This window comes from Chitinophaga polysaccharea, from assembly GCF_902150045.1.
In the GTDB taxonomy this organism is placed as follows: domain Bacteria; phylum Bacteroidota; class Bacteroidia; order Chitinophagales; family Chitinophagaceae; genus Chitinophaga; species Chitinophaga polysaccharea_A.
In genome coordinates, this window is record NZ_CABFVU010000001.1 from 2,506,123 (window position 1) to 2,527,385 (window position 21,263).

Sequence of the window (21,263 nt, forward strand, 5' to 3'; positions counted from 1 at the left end):
AAAAAATCCCCGCCCAGGATAAGGCAGGGATGTGCATACTAACCCAATGCTTACTAAAACTAAAACTAACTTCTATGTATATTTTGAGACTAAGTTTCGGTTTAATGCTTATTCAATTCAACAACAATTAATATTAAGCGGCATCCTGTTTTTCCTGGATCTTCACTTTAATCTTTGTTTCAATTTCTGCTGCCAGTTCAGGGTTATCGTTCAGCAGTTGTTTAACGGCATCACGGCCCTGACCTAATTTATTTGAATCATAGCTGAACCAGCTACCGCTTTTCTGAACAACGCCATATTCAACACCCATATCAATGATCTCACCTGTTTTAGAGATACCCTGACCATAAACGATATCGAATTCTGCCTGGCGGAAAGGCGGAGCTACTTTATTTTTCACCACTTTCACTTTCACGCGGTTGCCCACGGCTTCATCACCATCTTTAATCTGGCTCATACGACGGATATCCAGCCTTACGGATGCGTAGAATTTCAACGCATTACCACCGGTGGTGGTTTCCGGGTTACCAAACATAACGCCTATCTTTTCACGCAGCTGGTTAATAAAGATGCAGCAGCAGTTAGTTTTGGAGATGGTGGCTGTTAACTTACGCAGTGCCTGTGACATCAAACGGGCCTGTAATCCCATTTTGCTTTCACCCATTTCTCCTTCCAGTTCACTTTTTGGTACCAGTGCAGCCACGGAGTCAATTACCACTACATCCACTGCCCCGGAAAGGATCAGACGGTCAGCTATTTCCAGTGCCTGTTCACCATGATCCGGCTGTGAAATCAACAGGGAATCCACGTCAACTCCCAGTCTTCTTGCGTAACTGCTGTCAAAAGCATGTTCCGCATCTATAATGGCGCAAATGCCACCTTTTTTCTGTGCTTCCGCAATTGTATGTATGGCAATGGTTGTTTTACCGGAAGATTCTGGGCCGTATATTTCAATGATCCTTCCTTTCGGTAAACCACCAATTCCAAGTGCTATATCAAGGCCTAGGGAACCTGTGGAAATAATTTCCATTGGTGCTTCTGCTTTTTCCCCCATCATCATCACAGATCCCTTACCGAAATCTTTCTCAATCTTGTCCATTGTGAGGCGCAGGGCCTTCAGTTTTTCTGCATTGGCTGTAGACATATAAGTAATGTTTTTACAAATTTAAAAGATAGCTGATCACAATTAGAAAGCAAATTAATTGGATTGCTAAGTTATGATCTAATTTTTTATTTTCCTAAATTTTTTAGCATTTTATTTTATTTGCTAAATTAAATAGTAATCTTTTCCGTACTGTTCAAGAACTGCCTGTTAAAATTTTCTTTTAGGGTTAACCCGCAGTGACATAACAAAGATGCAATACCATTACGCATTGAATATGCGTAACAAAAAAGCCTCAAAAAATAATTGCCAGGGGAAAGTGAGAATTCTACTGCATTTTTAAAAAGCGTAGTTATACGCTTGAGTATCAGCCGGGAAAGTTTCACTTTTGTACTGTCAAGTTTAGTTGTTGAAGTTAATCCCCTACTGTTTGTTAAAATTGTTTGTTAGCCTGCCTTACGGCCTTGCATCCATGTGAAGAAGGAGCGGTGAAGTGGTCAGAGGTTGAGCCCCAAAAGTTTTTTATCGCCATTCTATATGTTGTTTTCCCTGATCCCTGGCTGGTAGCTGACCTGTTCAGCCTTACCGGCAGGGAGCAGGGATAGAATGGTGAAATACTATTTTACAAGTATCCAGCACGCAGCCAGTTGTGAAATAATGCCAATCAGGAAACCGATATAAATTTCCCGTGGCTCATGTGCTTCCAGCACCAGGCGGGAGGTAGCCACAATGCCAGCTACAAAGAAAGTGATCACCAGCGGTACAGATACATTCATATGCATTCCCCACATCAGTGAAAGCAAGAGCCCGATTATGCCGCCCCAACCCACTGTATGCATACTGGTTTTTATGAAGTTATTGGTAATAAAAGAGATAGAAACGCTGATGAATACCCCCAGGAAAAATGCGGTATAGAACTTCGGCGCCCGGCCCTCCTGTTGAAAAGTATAGAACGCCCAGAAATAATAGGTGATCATTGCCACATATGGAATGATCCGGTCCCGCTGGGTTCTCATATGAACAGAGGATACAAATTTCAGTGCCTTTGCCAGTAAAAGGGTGAGCACAGGGAAGCCGATACTGATAATAGCCACCCTGAAATAGAGCATGTCAAAGTCGAATCTTTTGCTCAATGACTTAAACGCCACCATATATTCCGGGATAGATTCCAGGATCAGGAATGTTACCAGCAGGGGAATAAACAGCGGGTGAGAGAGATAGGAAATAACCAGTGCCAGGGAATTCATTGACTTTGGAAACTCCGGCTCCAAACGTATATTTCCGTTCCGGTCTAAAACTGCTTGTTCTTGCATGGTATGTATGGTGCTTATAATTCTTTACGTAAACGGGCCACAGGGATATTGAGCTGTTCCCTGTACTTGGCCACTGTACGGCGGGCAATGTTGTATCCTTTATCCTGCAGCATTTTCGTGAGATTTTCATCACTGAGCGGCTTACGTTTGTTTTCCGCTTCAATGAGGTCCGACAGGATCTTTTTTACTTCCCTGGTGGATACTTCCTCGCCGCTGTCGGTAGACAGGGATTCGGAGAAGAAGAACTTCAGTTTGAAGGTACCGAACTCGGTTTGTACATATTTGCTGTTGGCTACACGGCTTACGGTAGAAATATCCAGTTGCGTACGATCTGCGATATCTTTCAGGATCATAGGCTTCATGGTAGTTTCATCTCCCGTAAGAAAAAATTCCCGCTGGTAATCCATAATGGACTCCATGGTGGACAATAAAGTATGCTGCCGCTGCTTGATGGCGTCTATAAACCATTTGGCAGCATCTATCTTTTGTTTGATAAATAATACGGCTTCTTTCTGGCGCTTGTCTTTTTTATCGCCCCGGTCGTATTCCTTCAGCATTTCGCGGTAACCTCCGGAGATCCGCAGGTCGGGGGCATTACGCGAATTGAGCGTAAGTTCCAGTTTGCCGGCATTATTTAAAATAAAGAAGTCGGGTAATACATAGCTTTCTGCCTTGTTCAGTGTGGCGAAATTGCCGCCTGGCTTGGGCGTAAGCCGGATGATCTGGGTGATGGCCTCTTTCAGGCCTTCATCAGAAAGACTTAACGCTTTCTGGATCTTTTCATAATGCTTCTTGGTAAATTCGTCGAAGTAGTTTTCCAGGATGAGGTAGGCGTTGTGTACGCCAGGATCATCCTGCGACTTACGCTTCAGCTGTAGCAGCAGGCATTCTTTCAGATCAGTGGCGCAAACGCCCGCCGGATCAAAATCCTGAATCTTTTTTATGAGGGTGTTAATCTCTTCTTCCGTGGTGTCTATATTCTGTGAAAAGGAGAGGTCGTCCACCATGGAACTGATTTCCCTGCGCAGGTACCCATCGTCGTCAATACTGCCGATGATATGTTCGGCAATGGCATTCTGGTGGTCATCCAGCTCGAGCATGCCCAGCTGGCTTAATAAATGTTCATGAAAAGAAGTTTCCACCCGGATCGGGATGGTTTTATTGCTTTCATCCGGATCAGGATAGTTATCATCCCGCAGCTTGTAATCCGCTACGTCATCATCTCCCTCACTTACATATTCAGAAATATCTATATTGTCATACTCATTTTCACTGCCATCTGGTTCAAATTCATCTTCTTCTGCCGGCGCTTCGTATTCTTCCTGTTCTTTGAACTCATCTTCTCCTGCTTCTTCTCCATACTCCAGTGCCGGGTTTTCTTCCAGCTCTTCCTTGATCCTTTCTTCCAGGTTCACAGTAGGTACCTGCAGCAATTTCATGAGCTGAATTTGCTGAGGTGAGAGTTTCTGTAATAATTTCTGCTGTTGTGTCTGCTTTAACATAATTATTCCCTGTCAGGGCAAAATTAATAAGTATAAGGTTAACAGAGCGCCCCGCTGCACGTATTTAGCTTTTAGATAACCCCTAAGGGCTAATGGCTATAAATCCAGTTCCAGCTGCTCCGGCAACAAACGGAATGTTTTACGGTGAAATGGCGTATCGCCATATTCCCTGATGGCATCGCGGTGTTGCTTGGTAGGGTACCCTTTGTTCTCGTTCCAGCCAAAATGCGGATATGTAGCATGTAACTGCTGCATATATTCATCACGATACGTTTTAGCCAGAATGGAGGCTGCTGCTATGGAGGCATATATGCCGTCGCCCTGTATAATACAGGCGTGCGGCGTGTTGCCATAGGCATAAAAGCGGTTACCATCTACCAGTATAAACTCCGGTTGCTGCGTCAGCTTCTCCAATGCCAGATGCATGGCTTTGAAAGAAGCCTTTAGTATATTTATCTTGTCTATTTCCACGTTATCCACACTTGCCACGGCATAACATACTGCTTTTTTTTCAATCACCTTTCTAAGTTTCTCCCGGTCGGCCGCTTTCATCTGCTTGGAATCGTTCAGCATCGGGTGCCTGAATTTTTTAGGCAGAATTACCGCTGCCGCAAACACAGGACCCGCCAGGCATCCCCTTCCGGCTTCATCGCAGCCGGCTTCTGTTAATAATTCGTGATAGTAAGAAAGTAGCAAATCCAAATCTATTAAGCCGGGTAAAATTACAAGATTAATGTTCAAGGAACAAGGATTGTGGAATTTTGAAGTAATACCGCAGCCTTCTTTTAATCTTTCTTAAAAAGATCCTTAAAATCCTGTTTGAAATCTGTCCACTCCTTATCGGATTTTTTCATCAGCTGATCGGCGGCTGCACGGGTGCTGTCCCATTTTTCGGCGCTGCTGTTCTTTACATCTTCCAGCTTTTTATTCATCTGTATTTTCAGCGCTTCCAGTTTCTTGCGGGCTGCAGCACTTTTTTCATCCCCGTCCTTTTTTAATTCTTCCGTAGTTTTATCGATTTCATTAATGCGCTCCCGGATAGCATCTTCTGCCTGTTTCTTTTGTTCAGACAAATAATCTCCTGTACTGCTGGCAGCAGACTTGATATCCTGCCCTGCTTCTTTCAATTCTTCCTTTATTTCTTCCTTCTTTTCCTGCTGAGTGCTACTCTCGTTGCAGGCAAACAAAGCGGCAATGCCCGCCAGTAAGAATACTCTTTTCATGTTACGACGATTTTTTTATGATTTTTAAATACTGGCACAGCCTTCCGGCTGTACCCCTTTATCAAAACATATTCCAGTTTTTTGTTCATGCCTTTATCATATTTTAATATTTATCAGATATTCAGCAGCCATTGGTCCTTATACCTGCGCCCGGTAACAAAAAAATAGCTAGGTTTGAGGTCCTTAAAAACAAAACCTGACTTAATATGAGAAAAAAATTACTGGTTTTGCTCTTATTGCTTGGCGTAAGTATCAAATGGGCTAAAGCAGATGAGGGCATGTGGTTGCCTTATTTATTGGGGCAGCAAACGTACAACGACATGGTGAAGAAAGGATTGAAGCTGACTAAAGAACAGTTGTACAGTATTAATAAAGCATCCCTGAAAGACGCCATTGTTATTTTTGGCGGCGGTTGTACCGGTGAGATTGTAAGTAACGAAGGCCTTATTTTTACCAACCACCACTGTGGTTATGGCGCTATTGCCGCGGCCAGCTCTGTAGAGCATAACTACCTCAAGAACGGTTTCTACGCAAAAAACAAACAGGAGGAAATTGCTTCTTCCCAACTGTCTGTTCAGTTCCTGGTACGGGTGGAAGATGTGAGCAAACAGGTGGAAGACGCCCTGAAAGGCCTTAGCGGCGCCGAAAGAGCTCAGAAAGAGCAACAGGTATACAACGAGATCATCTCCAAAGCCATCGCCAATACCGGCTATGAGGCGAAAGTAGTGCCCATGTTCAAAGGCAACCAGTATCTCCTGTTTGTATATGAGCGTTATAAAGACATCCGCCTGGTAGGTACCCCTCCCGAAAGCGTAGGTAAATTTGGCGGCGACACCGATAACTGGGAATGGCCCCGCCACACCGGCGATTTCTCCATCTTCCGCGTATATACCGGTAAGGATGGAAAGCCTGCTCCCTATGCCGCAGATAATGTGCCTCTAAAACCGAAGCATTTCCTGCCCGTATCTATCAAAGGCGTAAAGGAAAATGATTACGCCATGATATTTGGTTACCCCGGCGGAACCAACCGTTATGAAACCTCTTATGGTGTAAAGCTGAAAACGTCTGTAGAAAACCCTTCAGTGGTAAATCTCCGTGATGTACGATTGAAAGCCATGTTTGAACAGATGAAGAAAGATCCTGCGGTAAAACTGCAGCTGGCTTCTTCCTATGCAGGCATCGCCAACTACTGGAAATTTTTTGACGGCGAAACCAAACAGCTGGAAAAACATGGCGTATTGGCCGATAAACAGAAACAGGAAGCTGCCTTTGCCAAATGGGCGCAGGATAAACCTGAATTTGCGAATGTTCTTCCTGATTACGAAGCTGCGTATAAGGCATGGACCCCCTACGCAAAACAACGCACTTACCTGAATGAAGGCATCCTGGGCTCGCCGGTAGCGTCTTTTGCAGCTTCATTAACAGGTGTGGAAAGAGCACTGGTAACTCCCGGTGCTCCCAAAGATGCGGTTAAACAGGCAGTTGAAGCAGCCGATAAAGCACGCAAAGTATTCATTGAAAGCGAGAACAAACCAAGCGATCAGAAAATTCTTGCGGCTACCTGCCACATGTACTACACAGACATCTCGAAAGATCAGCAACCCATTGGTTTTTATGATGCGCTGAAAGCAAAATATGGAAGTCTTGATGAAGATAAAACCTACAACACCTGGGCGGCTTCCTTAATGGCTAATACCTTTATTTTCGATGATGCGAAATGGAATGCATTTGTAGCAAACCCGGATGCAGTAACACTGCAGAACGACCCGGTATTCGCTTATGCCAGCGCATTCATCAAAAATTATGTAAGCAAATACCTGCCGTTATACAACCAGTTCAATACTAAAATTAATGATCTGGGCCGCGTTTACCTCAAAGGCGTTATGCAAATGAGCCCCAGTGCCAACAGGTATCCTGATGCCAACTTTACCATGCGCTTATCTTATGGCCAGGTAAAACCATATTCTCCCCGTGATGCGGTGCATTACGATTATGTAACCACCATGAAAGGTGTGATAGAGAAATATGTGCCCGGCGATTACGAATTTGATCTGCCTGAAAATTATATTGACCTGTACAATAAGAAAGACTTTGGTCAGTATAAAGATGCTAAACGGAATGATATAGTAGTAGGCTTTATCACTACTAATGATATCACCGGCGGTAACTCCGGATCTCCGGTAATCAATGCCAATGGCGAATTGATTGGTCTTGCTTTTGATGGCAACTACGAAGCCCTGAGCCATAAGATCCAGTTCGATTCCGAATACAATCGTACCATCTGCGTGGATGTACGTTACGTACTGTGGTGTATTGATAAGCTGGGCGGTGCAAAAAATATTATTAATGAATTGAAGCTGGTGAAATAAGCCGGCAGTAATTATTTGATCAGGAAATCCCGAACCGGTATCCCCGGTACGGGATTTTTTATGCGTGTTATGCTATTAACCTGCAACTTTTTTGTTACATAGTGTTATCCGGATAGGCTGTGGTTTGGCGCATGTATGGCCGTGTAAAATTCCGGTGCTGCCTTATTTACCAGTGCGAAAATATCGCGCACGTCCTTACTTCCAATAATTGAAACACAAGCGCGTGGAGGAAATATAGTGAACCAGGTGGATACAGAAGCATTTGGACACTGCAGTAATGCGAAGCATGCGAGGCAGAATGACAGCAACAGATTTCAATACAGAGTATAACAAAGCACAGGTACCGAAGAAATAAAATTATGTATTCATTTACGTAGCGGAAGGTGTTTTTTATGTGTTTGTTTTTTTTATTGAAGGAATGATTGTAACTTTGCGTCCGTTTGTATACCGAATATATACTGTTGCCGATGAGAGTTGCAATTGCAATAGTGTTAACCCCGGTGAATTATTTGTAACAGGGTTGTGACCCCCAAAAAGAAAAATCAAGATGACACAGTTTAAATTGTTTGTGACAGCTTTTATGCTGTTAATTACAGCCATGACGGCTTGTTCCCCTAATCCCACAGAAAATACCGCTGAAGTAGTAACTGTAGAAGGATATGCAGGAAATTTTGTCCTGATTAAAGGACATGGATTTAGTGAAGATAAGCGCCTGAACAAAGTGAATTTTGGTAACGTACCTGCGCAGATTCTGCGTGCAGACGCCAATTCCCTGCTGGTACAGGTTCCTGCGCAAAAAGCCGGCACTGTGCCGGTGGTTGTTGCGGTAGGAGATAATGTATCCAACGCCATGTTGTTTGCTTATCATTCAAAGCTGGTAGCAGCGAAATAAGTGTGATGAATTAAGCTTGCGGGTTATGGTTTTATATACAGGTAGTCATGCGAAGATCTTCTTCCATTGGCGGAGCTATGTATAGAACCGTAATTCGCAAGAATATTTTAATTTACATGCTATGTATAAAGAGTTCCGGCCACATCCGCTATTGACTTCATATGTAGACGCCTACTGGACAGCTGGCGGTACGCAATTTACGCAGCAGCGTATATTGCCGGATACCTGTGCGGATATTATTTTTAATATCAGTGAAGATGTTATAACAGCTGATGGGGAGATGAGAATATTACCGGGCAATGCATTTGTTGTAGGAACCATGACTACTTTCCAGGATACAGCGCTTAATGCCGGTACCTATTTGTTAGGAGTCCGTTTTAAACCGGGAGGGATGAGCGCATTCACCGGTATGCCTTTGCAATTAATTACGGATGCCCAGGCTCCCCTGTGCGATGTTGCTTCGGGATGGCATGTAACCCTGGAACCATTGCTGCTAAAAGCTGCAGGGATAACGGCAAAAATGAAATGCCTGGAATCGTTTCTTTTGCAGCGGCTACCTGCAGTGAGTATCGTCTCCGGTAAAATACAAAACAGCATTGCTTTGATAAGGCAAACGAAGGGAGATATTGCCATTAATGTATTGGCGGCACAGGCATATATGAGCCCCCGTAATTTTGAAAGACATTTTTTGCGGGTAACAGGGGTGTCTCCTAAAACATTCAGCCGCATTGTAAGATTCATAAGCCTGAAGCAGCAACTGGAAAAGCTACCGAATCCTCATTTATTATCGCTTGCGTTGGATAATGGTTTTTATGATCATGCCCATCTTACTCGTGAGTTCAAAACCTTTGCAGGAGAGAGCCCAACGGGTTTTATGCAACGGTAATTTACGGGAGGGGATGAGAGATGACAGAAGAGATAGTGTTGATAATCATTTGTTTGAAGGAGCGCATCATCCTTTTAGGAAAATGAATAAGCGGAAGAAGAAGTGTTGCCATAGGTAATTGATTTATTCCAGCCGTAGAGTATCAAATAAAAAAGCAGGAAGGATAAACCTACCTACTTTTTTATGGTTATAATGTTTTATCCTGCATGCCAAACATGACTACAATTTTCCCGTCTTTGTAAAGGTTGAGTGTTTGTTCCGCCACATCATACCGGAAGGAATTATCGCTGATTAGTTTCAGGAAATCGGATTCACGGTGCATTACATCGGCATCTCCGCACATCATGCGGGTGCTCATTGTCTGGGAGAAGGTGATCTTATTACCAGCGATGGTATAGCTACCGGAAATGTTATTACAACCGCCTTTGCCGCTGAAGCGTTTTTTAGCGGCATCGAACTGCAGCCAGATACCGGAGTTGCTGATCACCCCTTCATTGATCATTTTCAGCGTCCATTTTTTATTGCTAACAGAGGCCCAGTTATTATTGCTGGTATTACCAGAGGCATTGCCGTTTTTTTCTTCCAGACGGAATTGCAGTATTGTATTCCCGTTTTGCAGGAGGCTTACAGTTTGCCCGGATACAGTGTACTGGAAGGTTTGATCGCCCAGTTGTTTCATGAAAGTGGTTTCGCGACGCATCATGTCGCGGTCGGGGCAAGCCATCAGGGTACCGGCGGTTTTGGAAAGAGTGATACTATTACCGGATATTGTATAGGCGCCCATCATACTATTGCAGCCGCTTTTGCCATGAATACGTTTTTGTGCAGGATCAAATTCCATCCAGATAGTCCCGTCGGTAACAGCTTCGTTATCCATTTTCACCAATACCCATTTCTTTCCTGTAGCGGCAGATAGTCCTGCGTTTGCGATCTTCTTTTTTTCCAGCACTTTGGTCAGGGTATATTTCAGGGAGGAGCCATCGGCCGGCGGGTTCTTTATTTGTGTAATTCTTACGCGGAGTTTGTACCGGTAACCGGGTGTATATTTAAAACCGCTGATGTTGGTATATAAATTTGACCATTCTGTATCATTTACTCCTTTTATCTGCAAACACTCCATAGGAGCCACACCGGTACAGGGTTCCCTGGATTCTTTTACATAGATGACCTGTGTTTTGACCTGTTGTTGTTTGTTTTGTACCGGGGCCATAAAGGTGGTGGCGAGGGTGATTGCTAACGAGAATAACATAAATATAGATTTTAATGATTAACAACAAAAGGAGTCATGAGGTTATCTCTTTTGAAGGAATGATTCACATTTTGCAAAAACGCTGCCAGTTCGCTTTATGGGCGGGTGTTACCTGCTGCCTAAGTGGGCTTTGGGTGTGACTTTCCTATCTGTTTGATAATTGATTCGTAATAAGCCAGTTTATCTTTCCCCGGAAGGCTCACAATGGTTACATCATTTGCAATGAGCAGGTCCAGCTTAAACTTGGATGCTGCAACATATTCTTCGGGGATATAGTAGACGATCTGGTTGGGCACCGGCACATTTTTATGATGAAACTTTTGTCTTGCCCTGTAAGTCAGCAGCCACCAGAGATCTGTTTCAACAAAATCGAGCGAGAGCCCGAAGATGTGTATATCTTCTGTAAAGAAGAGATCGATCCAGGAGTGGAAGTATACCTCTCTGGAATGAATACGACGGAGCAGAGAGGGTTTGGGCACTTCTTTGGAGGAGTACACGGTACCGCTTACCACGTAGTTGCGCATCAGCTGCAATTGTCCGCCATAGTGCTCAAAACCAAGGTTAATGCTCATCGGGTTGAGGCAATCGCCATGAATATGCCAGTAATGGATATTGCCTACTTCATATCTCCTGAAAATACTATAAAACTTTTCTTTGATGATGCTGGTGTTTTCCAGTGGTATCTGTCCTTCCAGCGTAAATTCGTAGTTGGTAGTCAGGATATGTGAGGGTTTAAGTTCACGGATAGCCTCGTGCAGCGGGTTGGCCTTTATTTCTGCTGCTTTAATGGCGATAAATGATTTGAGGTCTTTTTCTCTTATCCGGTGATTTTTACTGGCGGTGAGAAAGATTTCTTCATACAGGAGAGGGAATGGTTTTTTATCGTCCAGTTCCACGCAGTCGCCTGCATGGCAGAAGGTGATGATATCCTGCAGCAGGTCTTTCCAGCTCTGGCCGCGGGAAATGTTGTTAATGTCATTTCCGATTAATAATACGAGGTTTTTCATAGTACATGCTATCTTTTAGGGTGGATAAACCGGAAGGTGAGGTTAATTCTTCCGTCTGATACTTTAGTGGTTTTCGGAACCTGGTGCTCCCAGTATTCCTGCAACGGTCCTTTCATAACCAGGAGGGAGCCATGTTGCAGCAATAGTTCATACTTTCGTTGATGCTCACTTTTATAACGCAGCTGGAAGCGGCGGGTAGCGCCAAAATTTACCGAAGCAATTACCGGGTGACGGCCCAGTTCAGGTTCATCGTCTGCATGCCAGCCCATAGAGTCGTTGCCGTTACGGTAGAGGTTCAGTAACACGCTGTTGAATACCTGGCCGCTGATGGGAGTAATGCGGTCGCGTATCTGCAGCAAACCGGCTGTCCAGGGCTCAGGCTGAAAAACATTCCCGGAAAAACTGTAGGACGTGGCTGCATCTCCATACCAGGCCATCAAACGGGGGAATAATACTTCTTTACCGTACATTTTCATGGACTCCTGTTTCCAGTTGATGGTTTCCAGGAGAATCTGCATAAAATGACTGCTTTCCTGCCCGTTAAAAAACTGCGGATAGTAAGCCAGCTCTCCATTCAGTAATGAAATCTTCGTGGCATCCTCTTCATTAAAAAAACTTCCCTGCACATTCATAACACAAATTTACCATCGTGCTACGCACTGTATATGTAATGTTATTTATCCGGCGTATTATCTTTCCAGGCCCATAAATAGCGGCAGGCATGGGTTCGGTAGGGCGACCATTTTTCAGAGATACTGACCAGTTTATCGCGGAACGCTTTTTTGTCTTCACGGTCCAGTTTGTACAGTTTCACTATTGCCTGTTGCAGGCCCCAGTCGTCCATTGCAAATACATCTTCGCGACCCAGGTAGAACATCAGCAGCATCTCCACTGTCCAGCGGCCAACACCTTTGATTTGAGTAAGGTAGGCAATCACTTCTTCGTTGCCCATTTTTTTCAGTTTGTTATCGGTTATTTTTTCGGCAATCACAAACGCCGCCACGTTATGCACATAGGTTACTTTTGCATTGGATAAACCAATGCCGCGGAGTGTCAGGGGTGGAGTGTCCAGTATCTGCTGTGCAGTTGGCTCTTTGCCGCCATAGAGGGCCAGGAACCGGGCGTAAATCACATCTGCTACTTTGGTGGAGAGCTGCTGGCTCATAATAGAGCCGATCAGTTTCAGGCAAATGTTTTTTCGTATAGCCAGTTCCGTTAAAGGGCCGCTGATTATTTTCTGTAGTCTTTTATCCTTGCTGAGATGTGTCACATAATGCACCGGAGCAACATCCGGGGTACTTTTTGACCTGGGCATAAACTATCTTTTTATAAAAGTTAATACGTCACATCATTCCATTACCCCGGCTTTCACGGCGGATATTAGTAGCTGAACGGCTGGGTATAAATCACCTGCAACAGTGTTTGTCCTACTGCCTGCAGTGTTTTCCGGTCAATCACATCCATATTATCGTTCTGGGTATGCCAGTGAGGAGCAAAATCGTTGTTTGCCTGTAACGCAATGATATCGAATGTGGGAATATTGGCGATGGTATTTACCGCGATGTGATCATCTGTGATAAAGGCGCCGTTGTTCTCATAACGGAACAGGTCTGAATAGCCGAGCTGGTTGGCTACATCCCAGAACATTTTCATTTGAGCGCCAGCATATTGTTTGGAAGAGCCTTCCATATAGAATTGGGAGCCCCGTCCGCCTACCATATCCAGGAGTATGCCGTAGTTGGCTTTATAACCGGGAATATGCGGATTTTTAGCCCAGTACTGGGTGCCCAGGCAAAATGAGTTTTCATCATTTTTAGCACCGTAATCTTCCACATCTACCAGCAGGATATCTACTCCGGCTTCCGGTTTTTGTTTATGAAACTGCCGGGCGGCTTCCATCAGTACCGCCACACCGCTGGCGCCGTCATCCGCACCATCCAGTTTCTTTGTTTTATCAAAGGCGTCTTCATCTGCCCAGGGGCGGGTATCCCAGTGGGCCAGTAGTAAAACGCGCTGTTTGGCAGCGGGATTGAAACTGGCGATAATATTAATGCAGGGCAGTTTTTCATTTTTAGGCCCCGTAACAGTGGTACGCTGTACATATACGGTATCTGCCCAGTTACGGAAATTGCTGATCAGCCAGCTGGCGCATTTTTCCTGTGCAGGGGTGTTAGGGATCCTGGGCCCGAAGCTCACCTGCCTGGCAGTGTATGCATATGCGGAATCTGCCTGGAAAGCGGGTGCCGGTACGGCTACTTTAGTCACTTTGCTGGCGCCTGTACTGTCGCTGGTGTTATCGGTTGTCTGACTGTTCTGCTGGCAGGCGCCGGCCAGTAAGGCCAGCGCCGTCAGCGTAATAAGAGCTTTACGCATTATCTTCCGGAATATTTATTTTATTGAAGACTATAAGAAACGGTACCGTCTTTTTCATCTTTCAGCTGAATGCCTACAGATAATAATTCGTTACGGATTTTATCTGAAGTTGCATAGTCCCTGCGGCTCTTGGCTTCTTTTCTCATTTCAATCAGCATCCGTAATACACCATCCAGCTTATTGTCTTCCCCTGCGATGGCTTCCTGTTGGATACCGAGAATATCTACGAGATAGGTTTTCCAGGTTTGTTGCAGCAGCAGGAAAGTATCTTCGCTTATTTCATGCATTTTTATCTGCCCGCCTTTCAGTGAATTGATCACCGGTGTAAGCTCAAACAGGTTGGCCAATACTTTTGCCGTATTGAAATCGTCGTTCATAAACTCAGGGCATTCAAGGCACCACTGGCGCACCTGCTTATCCAGTTCTTCATTAATGCCCTGGCCGTTGCCGCCGGTATAGTTGAGCTTCTGTAATGTTTCATAGGCTGCCCATAAGCGTTGCAATCCTTTTTCCGCAGCCTGCAGAGCCTCGTTGGAAAAATCCAGGGTACTGCGGTAATGTGTTTGCAAAACGAAGAAGCGGATGGTCATCGGGCTGTATGGCTTATCCAGTTGCGGATTTTCACCGGAAAACATTTCAGTGAGCTTAATGGTGTTGCCATAAGCCTTGCCCATTTTACGGCCGTTGATGGTGATCATGTTATTGTGCATCCAGTAACGGGCCATCATTTCGCCGTGCGCAATTTCACTTTGTGCGATTTCACATTCGTGATGCGGGAACTGTAGGTCCATGCCACCGCCATGAATATCGAACTGTTTGCCCAGGTATTTGGCGCTCATGGCAGAGCACTCAATATGCCATCCGGGGAAGCCCTCGCCCCAAGGGCTTGGCCAGCGCATAATGTGTTCCGGCGGCGCTTTTTTCCAGAGGGCAAAGTCTGCTTTATTATGTTTGTCGTCCTGGCCTTCCAGTTCCCTGGTGGTTTCCAGCATATCCTCCAGTACCCGGCCGCTCAGGATACCATAATCAAAGCCGGCGGCGTATTTTTTTACATCGAAATATACACTGCCATCCACTTCATAGGCATAGCCTTTTTCCATGATGGTTTTGATCATTTCAATCTGCTCAATGATATGCCCGGTGGCAGTGGGCTCAATGCTTGGCTCAAGACAGCCAAACTGCAGCATGGCCCAGTGGTACAGGTTAGTGTATTTCTGTACCAGTTCCATGGGCTCCAGTTTTTCCAGTATGGCAAACTTGGAAATTTTATCTTCTGCAGCGCGGCCTTCTTCTTCAAAGTGCCCCGCGTCGGTAATATTGCGTACGTAGCGTACTTTATATCCAAGGTGCTGCAAATAGCGGAATACTACATCAAATGTAATATAGGGGCGGGCATGTCCGAGGTGTGATTCGCCGGAAACAGTGGGGCCGCACACATACATACCAACGTGGCCCGGGTGTAAAGGTGTAAATACTTCTTTCTGACGGTGTAATGAATTATATATCCTTAGTTCTGACATATGCTGTAAATGACAGATGTCAATATAGCTGACATCTTATTTTTTGTTGATGGATGGCAAAGATAAAAATTGTTTTCCTGGTATAAGCAGGCAACAACATCGGTCAGCGATAAAAATATTATACATTTTCATAATTGGTTACAGTTATTTATTTACTTCTACTACTGTTTTTCCGCTACCGATCAGGCTAAGATTGGTAATTACAGGATAATGGTCAGACAGGTCTGAGTTTATTTTCCGGAAGCTGTTTACCTTGAAATGGTTACTGACAAAAACATAGTCAATACGCAAGGTAGGTGCAAGCCCTGTAAAAGTACGGCCAATTCCGAAACCTTTTTGCAGAAAAGCGTCCTGCAGGTCGCCTTTAATGGTAAAGTAGGTGTAAGAGGCCGGGGTATCGTTAAAGTCGCCACACACGATCACAGGATATGGGCTTTGCCGGATAAAATTGCCTACAATATCGGCTTGCTGACTGCGGCGGATATACGCGTCGCGCATTTTCTGGATAATGCTTTTGGTCGCTTTCAGCCCGGTGTCTTCCTGGTTTTTGATTTTCCGGATGGCAGAGTAATCTTTTTCGTTGAAGCGATAGGATTCCAGGTGCATATTAATGATCCTGAGAGTATCCTGGTTTTTCACAATATCGGCATAGATAAGGCTTTCGCTTCTCGGGCCGTCGCTCATTTTCACTTTATCGGATGCAATAATGGGGAAGCGGGAGTAAATGATAGAGCCCCAGTGTTGCATGCCATCCCGGTTAAAGTCGCTGGAAAAGTAACGGTAAGGCAATTCCATTTCCCGGGAAATATCCTCGCGGTTATTAAAATCATTTTTCTTTTCAGAGGTATAAAAATCCTGGAAGCAGGCAATATCCAGTTCCTGTTTTTTGATCATGGCAAACATAGCCTGCCGGTTATATTTGCTGTCTTTTTCGCGGTATAGTCCAAACTGGCTCACATTATAGCTCATTACAGTAAGGGTATTGCCACCTGTAACGGCCTTATTGCCGGCCGGCATCTTAAAGGCTACAAAAGCACTGATGGACTTCCAGCCAAGCAGGAGGGCAATCAGCGACAATAAGGCATAGCGATAATTAAAAAACAACCATCCTACCAGGAATATCACCAGTATACCCAACAGGAAGGGGAACGCCAGCGTAATAAAACTGATGGGCCAGAACCACGCCGGTGAAATATATGGTGCCATACAGGCTGCCAGGAAAAGTAATACCACGGCGAAATTGATGATCAGAAAAAATCCTTTCGTAAATAGTCTTAAAAAGCGCACCGCGTCATACTTTGTTGAAGTACTAAAGTTAGTTTTTTTTCAATGAAAGACAGGCCATCACCGGAAAATGCTCTGATGTCCCGGGGTGGAAAACCTTACTGCCGTGAATGTTCACCGGAGATTGTGCCAGTATGTAATCTATCCGCAGGGAGGGCGATAAATACGAGAGTGTTCGCCCCCAGCCGGCATTTGTTTTCAGGAATGCATCCTGCATCCCGCGGCTGATGGTTTTATAGGTGAATGAAACAGGGGTGTCGTTAAAATCGCCGCATACAATGGCCGGGTAAGGACTTTGGGCAACCAGCGCCGCCAGCTGGAGAGCCTGGTCGGACCTTGCCCGGAAGGTGCGTCTCATTTTATACACAAGGCCGGTTCCTTTGGGAGCTTTCATCTTCTCATAATCCTCACTGTTAAACATATACGAAGTTAGCTGAACAGAAAATACCCGGAAAGTATCTCCTTTTATCGCAATATCGACCTGGAGGAAAGTACTGCCGCTTCCGAATGAGCTTTCCCCGCAGCGGACAGCAGCAGCTTTGATCAAGGGATAGCGGGAAAACAGCGCAATGCCGTAATGCCAGCTTTCCCAGTGTGTTTTATCATCTGTGAAATAATGGTACGGATAATTCCCTGCATACCTGATGCGTTGAATATGATCTTCCTTGCCGGGTTGATCATTCGTGTAAAACTCCTGTAAACAAAGTATGTCCGGGCTACCGTAGGCAATGGTATTGTAGATCGCGGCTTCCCTGTCTTTATCCGTTACATATCTCACCAAACCCATACTGCTGGTATTATAGGTCATGAGCGTAAACTGCCGGCTATTGGTTTGCGGGAGTAATATATTTTTCCGGAAGATGTGAACGCCCCAGGTAGTTAAGGCTGCGGGCAGGGCGCAGAGCATTGCTATTATATTTATCCACATATACTTCCGGTTCCGGCGCCAGGCCCATAGCCCGGTGTATATTAAACAGAGGGGGAAAAGCAAAGGAAATAAGAATCCGGAGAACCCTGCCGGCCAGCATTTACCGGGGTTGAGATAAGGAAGAAAGACGCTAAGGAGAAGGGCTGCCACCAAGCAAACGTTGCTCCAGCGCAAGGCACTACGTACAATAATTTTCAGCATAGGGAACAAGCAATTGCGATCCTGGTTAAAGTACAAAAAAAAGGGAAGATGACAGCGGTTCTGTGCCGTTAACATCTTCCCTTTTATCAGTGAAAGTATTTTCTAATCCGTAATACTTTTATTTTGTTTTGCTTGCTCTTAATAAAGTATCTCGTTCCTCTGCAGTAAGGGAGGCTAACCCGTATTCGTTGATCTTATCAAGGATTTCATTCAGTTTTTGCTCAGGTACTTTGCCAATGCGCCTGTATGGCTGCTGCTCGGCATCCGCCGGGGAGTTTTTCTTTTTAAAATCGTCCGGGTTGATACGTTGGGATGCAGGGTGAAATACATGAGTGAGCTTAAAGGTAAGCCTGTTGAAACCTGCGCCGAGGTCTGTGCCTTTTTTCCACTGGTACATAAAGAACCAGCCTGTCAGGGCCCCACCTGCCAGTCCGGGGATATAAGTATATCCATAACTGGAAGAAGCCATCAGTGCTCCAACAGAGAGGATTACAAAAACGAGGGTAATGATCCAGAGAGAAATTCCTCCTGCCAGTAAAGGAAATATGCGGTAACGGGGGGCGATGGTGGTTACTCCCACTGCAATAGCCATTATACTGCCGGCGGCGCCGAGAGCATACTCATTGGCTGCCAGGGCATGAAAAGAAGGGATCAGCTGCATGGCAGCTACATAAACAAGATTACTGCATATACCTCCAAAGAGATAGAGGGGTAAAATCCGCTGGTAGCCTGCCAGGTGCTGCATGAAAGTGCCGAAGCACCACAGCCATACCATATTGGAGAAGATCTGCCAGAAGCTAATGTGTGTAAATAAGGAGGTGACCAGCGTCCACGGACGGGTCAGTAATTTAGAGGGATCTGCCGGTAGCCTCAACCAGGTCATAATATCCTGGTGGAACCGTGGCTCGCCAACCTGCTCCATCTGGTATATAACAAGGGTGAAAAAAAGGAAAACGAAAATCGTAAGATTAACGACCATCAGGTGTGTCACCATATTTCTTCCTTCTCCTAAAGAGAGGCGGGGCAATTTCTCTTTTTCCAACGCATGCATGGTACAAATATTTTTCAATACAAAAATACGTCAATAATACAGTTGTCTTAATAAAAATCTGTTCTGCTCTTATTCCATCCTCTCAGCAGCAGGTAAGCAAAGAGCGCGCCACCAAGGTGGGCGAAATGGGCCACGTTATCGCCTGCAGAATTCTGTATACCGGACCATAGTTCTCCCAGGATCATAAAGCCAACCACAAATTTAGCCCTGATAGGTATCATGGCGAAGAAATAGAGGTAGCGGTTGGGGAACAGGTACCCGAATGCGAAAAGGATACCGTATACTGCCCCGGAAGCGCCTACTGTAGCACCGTTCCGGTAATAGGCCACATAATTTCTGACATACAGCCTGGCCATTTCTATTGCTTCAGGGTCATGGGCAGCCAATGCGCCTTTCAGGCTTTCCATGTTGAAGTTGGCCAGGTTGCCGATATCGAATTTATTATCCAGTGCCACAAAATTTGAAAAACTGGGGTCGTTCAGGAATTGTACGGCATACCTGTTAAGGTTCACATTTTCATAAGTGAGCACGCCCATGTGGCAGAGAGCGGCGCCCAGTCCGCAGATCAGGTAGAAGATCAGGAAACGCTTGGGCCCCCATAAATTTTCCAGGGTAGCGCCAAACATCCACAGGGTAAACATATTGAAGAGCACATGTGTGATGTTCTTCGGATCGTGCAGGAACAGGTGGGTGATAAACTGATGTGGCTTGAATAGTTCGGAGCCCCAGTAGTGGAGGGCAAACAAACGACTCAGATCATAATCAAATTTGCTCAGCAGCGTAATCTGCACTAACCAGACCAAACCATTAATGATCATCAGGTTTTTGATCACCATTGGCAGGTACTGAAATTTTCCGGGCCTGTACTCGTTCATTGTAGCTAGTTATTATCTCTTTTTTTCAACAACACCACATTTTCGATGTGATGGGTGTGCGGGAACATGTCTACCGGTTGTACCTTTTCCACTGTATAGAGTGAATCCAGCAAAGCCAGGTCCCTGGCTTGTGTAGCGGGGTTACAGCTAACATATACAATTTTAGGGGCACCGATTTCCAGCAATTTATTTACCAGTTTTTCGTGCATGCCTGCCCGTGGGGGATCTGTGATGATCACATCCGGCTGGCCATGCTGTGCAAAAAACTCATCATTACAAATATCCACTACATCGCCTGCAAAAAAGGTGGCATTGTTCACATTATTGCGGGCGGCGTTTTCCTTTGCATCGTCTATCGCTTCTTTGATCAGTTCAATACCTACCACTTTGCGGGCGTTGCGCGACACGAAGATGCCGATGCTGCCGGTACCGCAATATAGGTCATATACGATTTCCGACCCGGTTAACCCGGCAAAATCCCGCGTTACTTTATATAATACTTCTCCCTGGTAGGTATTGGTCTGAAAAAAGGATTTCGGACCTATCTTGAAAACAAATTCTTCCAGTTTCTCTTCAGCATATCCCTTACCAAAATATATTTTCGGTTCCAGGTCGAAGATGCTGTCGTTTCCTTTCGGGTTAATGGTATACAGCACTGTGGTGATAGCCGGAACCGTTTTCAGCAGATGATCCAGCAACGCAATCCTGTTGGGCTTGTCTTCATGACGGATCACCAGGTTTACCATGATCTCACCGGTAGTACATAAACGGACTACCAGGTTACGCAGCCATCCCTGCTGGGCACGGATATCGTAAAAAGTGAAGTCGTGGGAAACCGCGTATTCACGGATGGTATTGCGGATCAGGTTTACCGGTTCCTGCATCAGGTAGCAGGTATCTATATTCAGCACTTTATCGAACAGTTTGGGTACATGGAAGCCCAGTGCGGGTCTTACAGGTATTTCACCATCGTTGGCCCTGATCTCTTCGTTGGTAAGATATGCTTTGTTGCTGAAGGTAAATTCCAGTTTATTGCGGTAATATTCGGTATGGGCGCTGCCAAGGATAGGATCCATTGGCGGTAGCGCCAGTTTCCCGATGCGTTGCAGGTGATCTGCCACCTGTTGTTGTTTATACTCCAGTTGAAGCGCATAAGGCAGCATCTGCCATTTACATCCGCCACAGGTGCCAAAATGCTGGCAAAAAGGAGTTACTCTTTTATCTGAATAGCTGTGAAAGTGCACTACTTTCCCTTCCGCCCAGTCTTTCTTGTTTTTACCAAGACGAACATCTACCACATCGCCGGGAACTACCCCGCCTTCAATAAATACAACTTTCCCGTCGTGACGGGCCAGGGCTTTACCTTCTGCTGCATAAGCAGTAACCGGTACATTTTCTAAAACAACATTTTTTTTCCTCACGGCTGCAAAGGTAATTGAAATGCTGAATCCTGCCTCGTAATTCATATGAATTACCATTCAGCACACC

Annotated in this window: 19 protein-coding genes; 3 read left to right on the forward strand and 16 right to left on the reverse strand. The window is 45.2% G+C overall.

The features are described 5' to 3' along the window. Positions 1 to 133: 133 nt before the first annotated feature. From recA to FN124_RS10220, 5 genes are all read right to left on the reverse strand, one after another. Positions 134 to 1,144, reverse strand: coding sequence for a recombinase RecA (recA, locus tag FN124_RS10200; protein WP_142684623.1), 1,011 nt, complete (start codon positions 1,142 to 1,144; stop codon positions 134 to 136). Between the two features lie 575 nt (positions 1,145 to 1,719). Next, positions 1,720 to 2,415, reverse strand: coding sequence for a hypothetical protein (locus tag FN124_RS10205; RefSeq protein ID WP_142684624.1), 696 nt, complete (start codon positions 2,413 to 2,415; stop codon positions 1,720 to 1,722). A gap of 14 nt (positions 2,416 to 2,429) precedes the next feature. Then, complete coding sequence (gene rpoN / locus FN124_RS10210; protein WP_142684625.1) at positions 2,430 to 3,917, reverse strand: RNA polymerase factor sigma-54; 1,488 nt, start codon at positions 3,915 to 3,917, stop codon at positions 2,430 to 2,432. Between the two features lie 96 nt (positions 3,918 to 4,013). Then, complete coding sequence (gene rnhB, locus FN124_RS10215) at positions 4,014 to 4,613, reverse strand: ribonuclease HII (RefSeq protein ID WP_142684626.1); 600 nt, start codon at positions 4,611 to 4,613, stop codon at positions 4,014 to 4,016. An 89-nt stretch (positions 4,614 to 4,702) separates the two neighbouring features. Next, positions 4,703 to 5,140 carry a hypothetical protein gene (locus tag FN124_RS10220; RefSeq protein ID WP_142684627.1) on the reverse strand — a complete coding sequence of 146 codons (438 nt, stop codon included), beginning with the start codon at positions 5,138 to 5,140 and terminating at the stop codon, positions 4,703 to 4,705. Positions 5,141 to 5,346: 206 nt separating this feature from the next. Between FN124_RS10220 and FN124_RS10225 the strand changes: the two genes are divergently transcribed. From FN124_RS10225 to FN124_RS10235, 3 genes are all read left to right on the forward strand, one after another. Beyond that, positions 5,347 to 7,509, forward strand: a complete 2,163-nt coding sequence (locus tag FN124_RS10225; protein ID WP_142684628.1) for a S46 family peptidase — start codon at positions 5,347 to 5,349, stop codon at positions 7,507 to 7,509. 547 nt (positions 7,510 to 8,056) lie between these two features. Then, positions 8,057 to 8,401 carry an IPT/TIG domain-containing protein gene (locus tag FN124_RS10230; protein ID WP_142684629.1) on the forward strand — a complete coding sequence of 115 codons (345 nt, stop codon included), beginning with the start codon at positions 8,057 to 8,059 and terminating at the stop codon, positions 8,399 to 8,401. A gap of 121 nt (positions 8,402 to 8,522) precedes the next feature. Then, a complete protein-coding gene (locus tag FN124_RS10235; protein WP_142684630.1) occupies positions 8,523 to 9,287 on the forward strand; it encodes an AraC family transcriptional regulator in 765 nt (254 codons plus the stop codon). A 187-nt stretch (positions 9,288 to 9,474) separates the two neighbouring features. On the opposite strand, the gene FN124_RS10240 is transcribed toward FN124_RS10235, so the two are convergent. From FN124_RS10240 to rlmD, 11 genes are all read right to left on the reverse strand, one after another. After that, positions 9,475 to 10,536 (reverse strand): META domain-containing protein, encoded by a 1,062-nt coding sequence (locus FN124_RS10240; RefSeq protein WP_142684631.1) that lies wholly within the window; start codon positions 10,534 to 10,536, stop codon positions 9,475 to 9,477. A gap of 119 nt (positions 10,537 to 10,655) precedes the next feature. Then, on the reverse strand, positions 10,656 to 11,543 hold the full coding sequence (locus FN124_RS10245; protein ID WP_142684632.1) for an SIR2 family protein: 888 nt from the start codon (positions 11,541 to 11,543) through the stop codon (positions 10,656 to 10,658). Positions 11,544 to 11,551: 8 nt separating this feature from the next. Next, a complete protein-coding gene (locus FN124_RS10250) occupies positions 11,552 to 12,175 on the reverse strand; it encodes an alpha-ketoglutarate-dependent dioxygenase AlkB family protein (protein WP_142684633.1) in 624 nt (207 codons plus the stop codon). Between the two features lie 41 nt (positions 12,176 to 12,216). Next, positions 12,217 to 12,858, reverse strand: a complete 642-nt coding sequence (locus tag FN124_RS10255) for a DNA-3-methyladenine glycosylase family protein (protein WP_142684634.1) — start codon at positions 12,856 to 12,858, stop codon at positions 12,217 to 12,219. A gap of 65 nt (positions 12,859 to 12,923) precedes the next feature. Then, complete coding sequence (locus FN124_RS10260; protein WP_142684635.1) at positions 12,924 to 13,916, reverse strand: M28 family peptidase; 993 nt, start codon at positions 13,914 to 13,916, stop codon at positions 12,924 to 12,926. A gap of 20 nt (positions 13,917 to 13,936) precedes the next feature. Then, on the reverse strand, positions 13,937 to 15,436 hold the full coding sequence (cysS, locus tag FN124_RS10265; RefSeq protein ID WP_142684636.1) for a cysteine--tRNA ligase: 1,500 nt from the start codon (positions 15,434 to 15,436) through the stop codon (positions 13,937 to 13,939). Positions 15,437 to 15,580: 144 nt separating this feature from the next. Continuing rightward, on the reverse strand, positions 15,581 to 16,723 hold the full coding sequence (locus FN124_RS10270) for an endonuclease/exonuclease/phosphatase family protein (RefSeq protein WP_512745572.1): 1,143 nt from the start codon (positions 16,721 to 16,723) through the stop codon (positions 15,581 to 15,583). Positions 16,724 to 16,751: 28 nt separating this feature from the next. Continuing rightward, positions 16,752 to 17,924, reverse strand: coding sequence for an endonuclease/exonuclease/phosphatase family protein (locus FN124_RS10275; protein WP_142684638.1), 1,173 nt, complete (start codon positions 17,922 to 17,924; stop codon positions 16,752 to 16,754). Between the two features lie 43 nt (positions 17,925 to 17,967). Next, a complete protein-coding gene (locus FN124_RS10280) occupies positions 17,968 to 18,900 on the reverse strand; it encodes a rhomboid family intramembrane serine protease (protein WP_142684639.1) in 933 nt (310 codons plus the stop codon). 47 nt (positions 18,901 to 18,947) lie between these two features. Next, a complete protein-coding gene (locus FN124_RS10285) occupies positions 18,948 to 19,775 on the reverse strand; it encodes a rhomboid family intramembrane serine protease (protein WP_142684640.1) in 828 nt (275 codons plus the stop codon). A 5-nt stretch (positions 19,776 to 19,780) separates the two neighbouring features. Continuing rightward, positions 19,781 to 21,241, reverse strand: coding sequence for a 23S rRNA (uracil(1939)-C(5))-methyltransferase RlmD (gene rlmD, locus FN124_RS10290; protein WP_142684641.1), 1,461 nt, complete (start codon positions 21,239 to 21,241; stop codon positions 19,781 to 19,783). Positions 21,242 to 21,263 lie beyond the last annotated feature (22 nt).

Coding starts and splice junctions, on each gene's coding strand:
- recA (WP_142684623.1), bottom strand. CDS start 1,144: ATGTCTACAGCCAATGCAGAAAAACTGAAGGCCCTGCGCCTCACAATG.
- FN124_RS10205 (WP_142684624.1), bottom strand. CDS start 2,415: ATGCAAGAACAAGCAGTTTTAGACCGGAACGGAAATATACGTTTGGAG.
- rpoN (WP_142684625.1), bottom strand. CDS start 3,917: ATGTTAAAGCAGACACAACAGCAGAAATTATTACAGAAACTCTCACCT.
- FN124_RS10220 (WP_142684627.1), bottom strand. CDS start 5,140: ATGAAAAGAGTATTCTTACTGGCGGGCATTGCCGCTTTGTTTGCCTGC.
- FN124_RS10225 (WP_142684628.1), top strand. CDS start 5,347: ATGAGAAAAAAATTACTGGTTTTGCTCTTATTGCTTGGCGTAAGTATC.
- FN124_RS10230 (WP_142684629.1), top strand. CDS start 8,057: ATGACACAGTTTAAATTGTTTGTGACAGCTTTTATGCTGTTAATTACA.
- FN124_RS10235 (WP_142684630.1), top strand. CDS start 8,523: ATGTATAAAGAGTTCCGGCCACATCCGCTATTGACTTCATATGTAGAC.
- FN124_RS10240 (WP_142684631.1), bottom strand. CDS start 10,536: ATGTTATTCTCGTTAGCAATCACCCTCGCCACCACCTTTATGGCCCCG.
- FN124_RS10245 (WP_142684632.1), bottom strand. CDS start 11,543: ATGAAAAACCTCGTATTATTAATCGGAAATGACATTAACAACATTTCC.
- FN124_RS10250 (WP_142684633.1), bottom strand. CDS start 12,175: ATGAATGTGCAGGGAAGTTTTTTTAATGAAGAGGATGCCACGAAGATT.
- FN124_RS10255 (WP_142684634.1), bottom strand. CDS start 12,858: ATGCCCAGGTCAAAAAGTACCCCGGATGTTGCTCCGGTGCATTATGTG.
- FN124_RS10260 (WP_142684635.1), bottom strand. CDS start 13,916: ATGCGTAAAGCTCTTATTACGCTGACGGCGCTGGCCTTACTGGCCGGC.
- cysS (WP_142684636.1), bottom strand. CDS start 15,436: ATGTCAGAACTAAGGATATATAATTCATTACACCGTCAGAAAGAAGTA.
- FN124_RS10275 (WP_142684638.1), bottom strand. CDS start 17,924: ATGTTAACGGCACAGAACCGCTGTCATCTTCCCTTTTTTTTGTACTTT.
- FN124_RS10280 (WP_142684639.1), bottom strand. CDS start 18,900: ATGCATGCGTTGGAAAAAGAGAAATTGCCCCGCCTCTCTTTAGGAGAA.
- FN124_RS10285 (WP_142684640.1), bottom strand. CDS start 19,775: ATGAACGAGTACAGGCCCGGAAAATTTCAGTACCTGCCAATGGTGATC.
- rlmD (WP_142684641.1), bottom strand. CDS start 21,241: ATGAATTACGAGGCAGGATTCAGCATTTCAATTACCTTTGCAGCCGTG.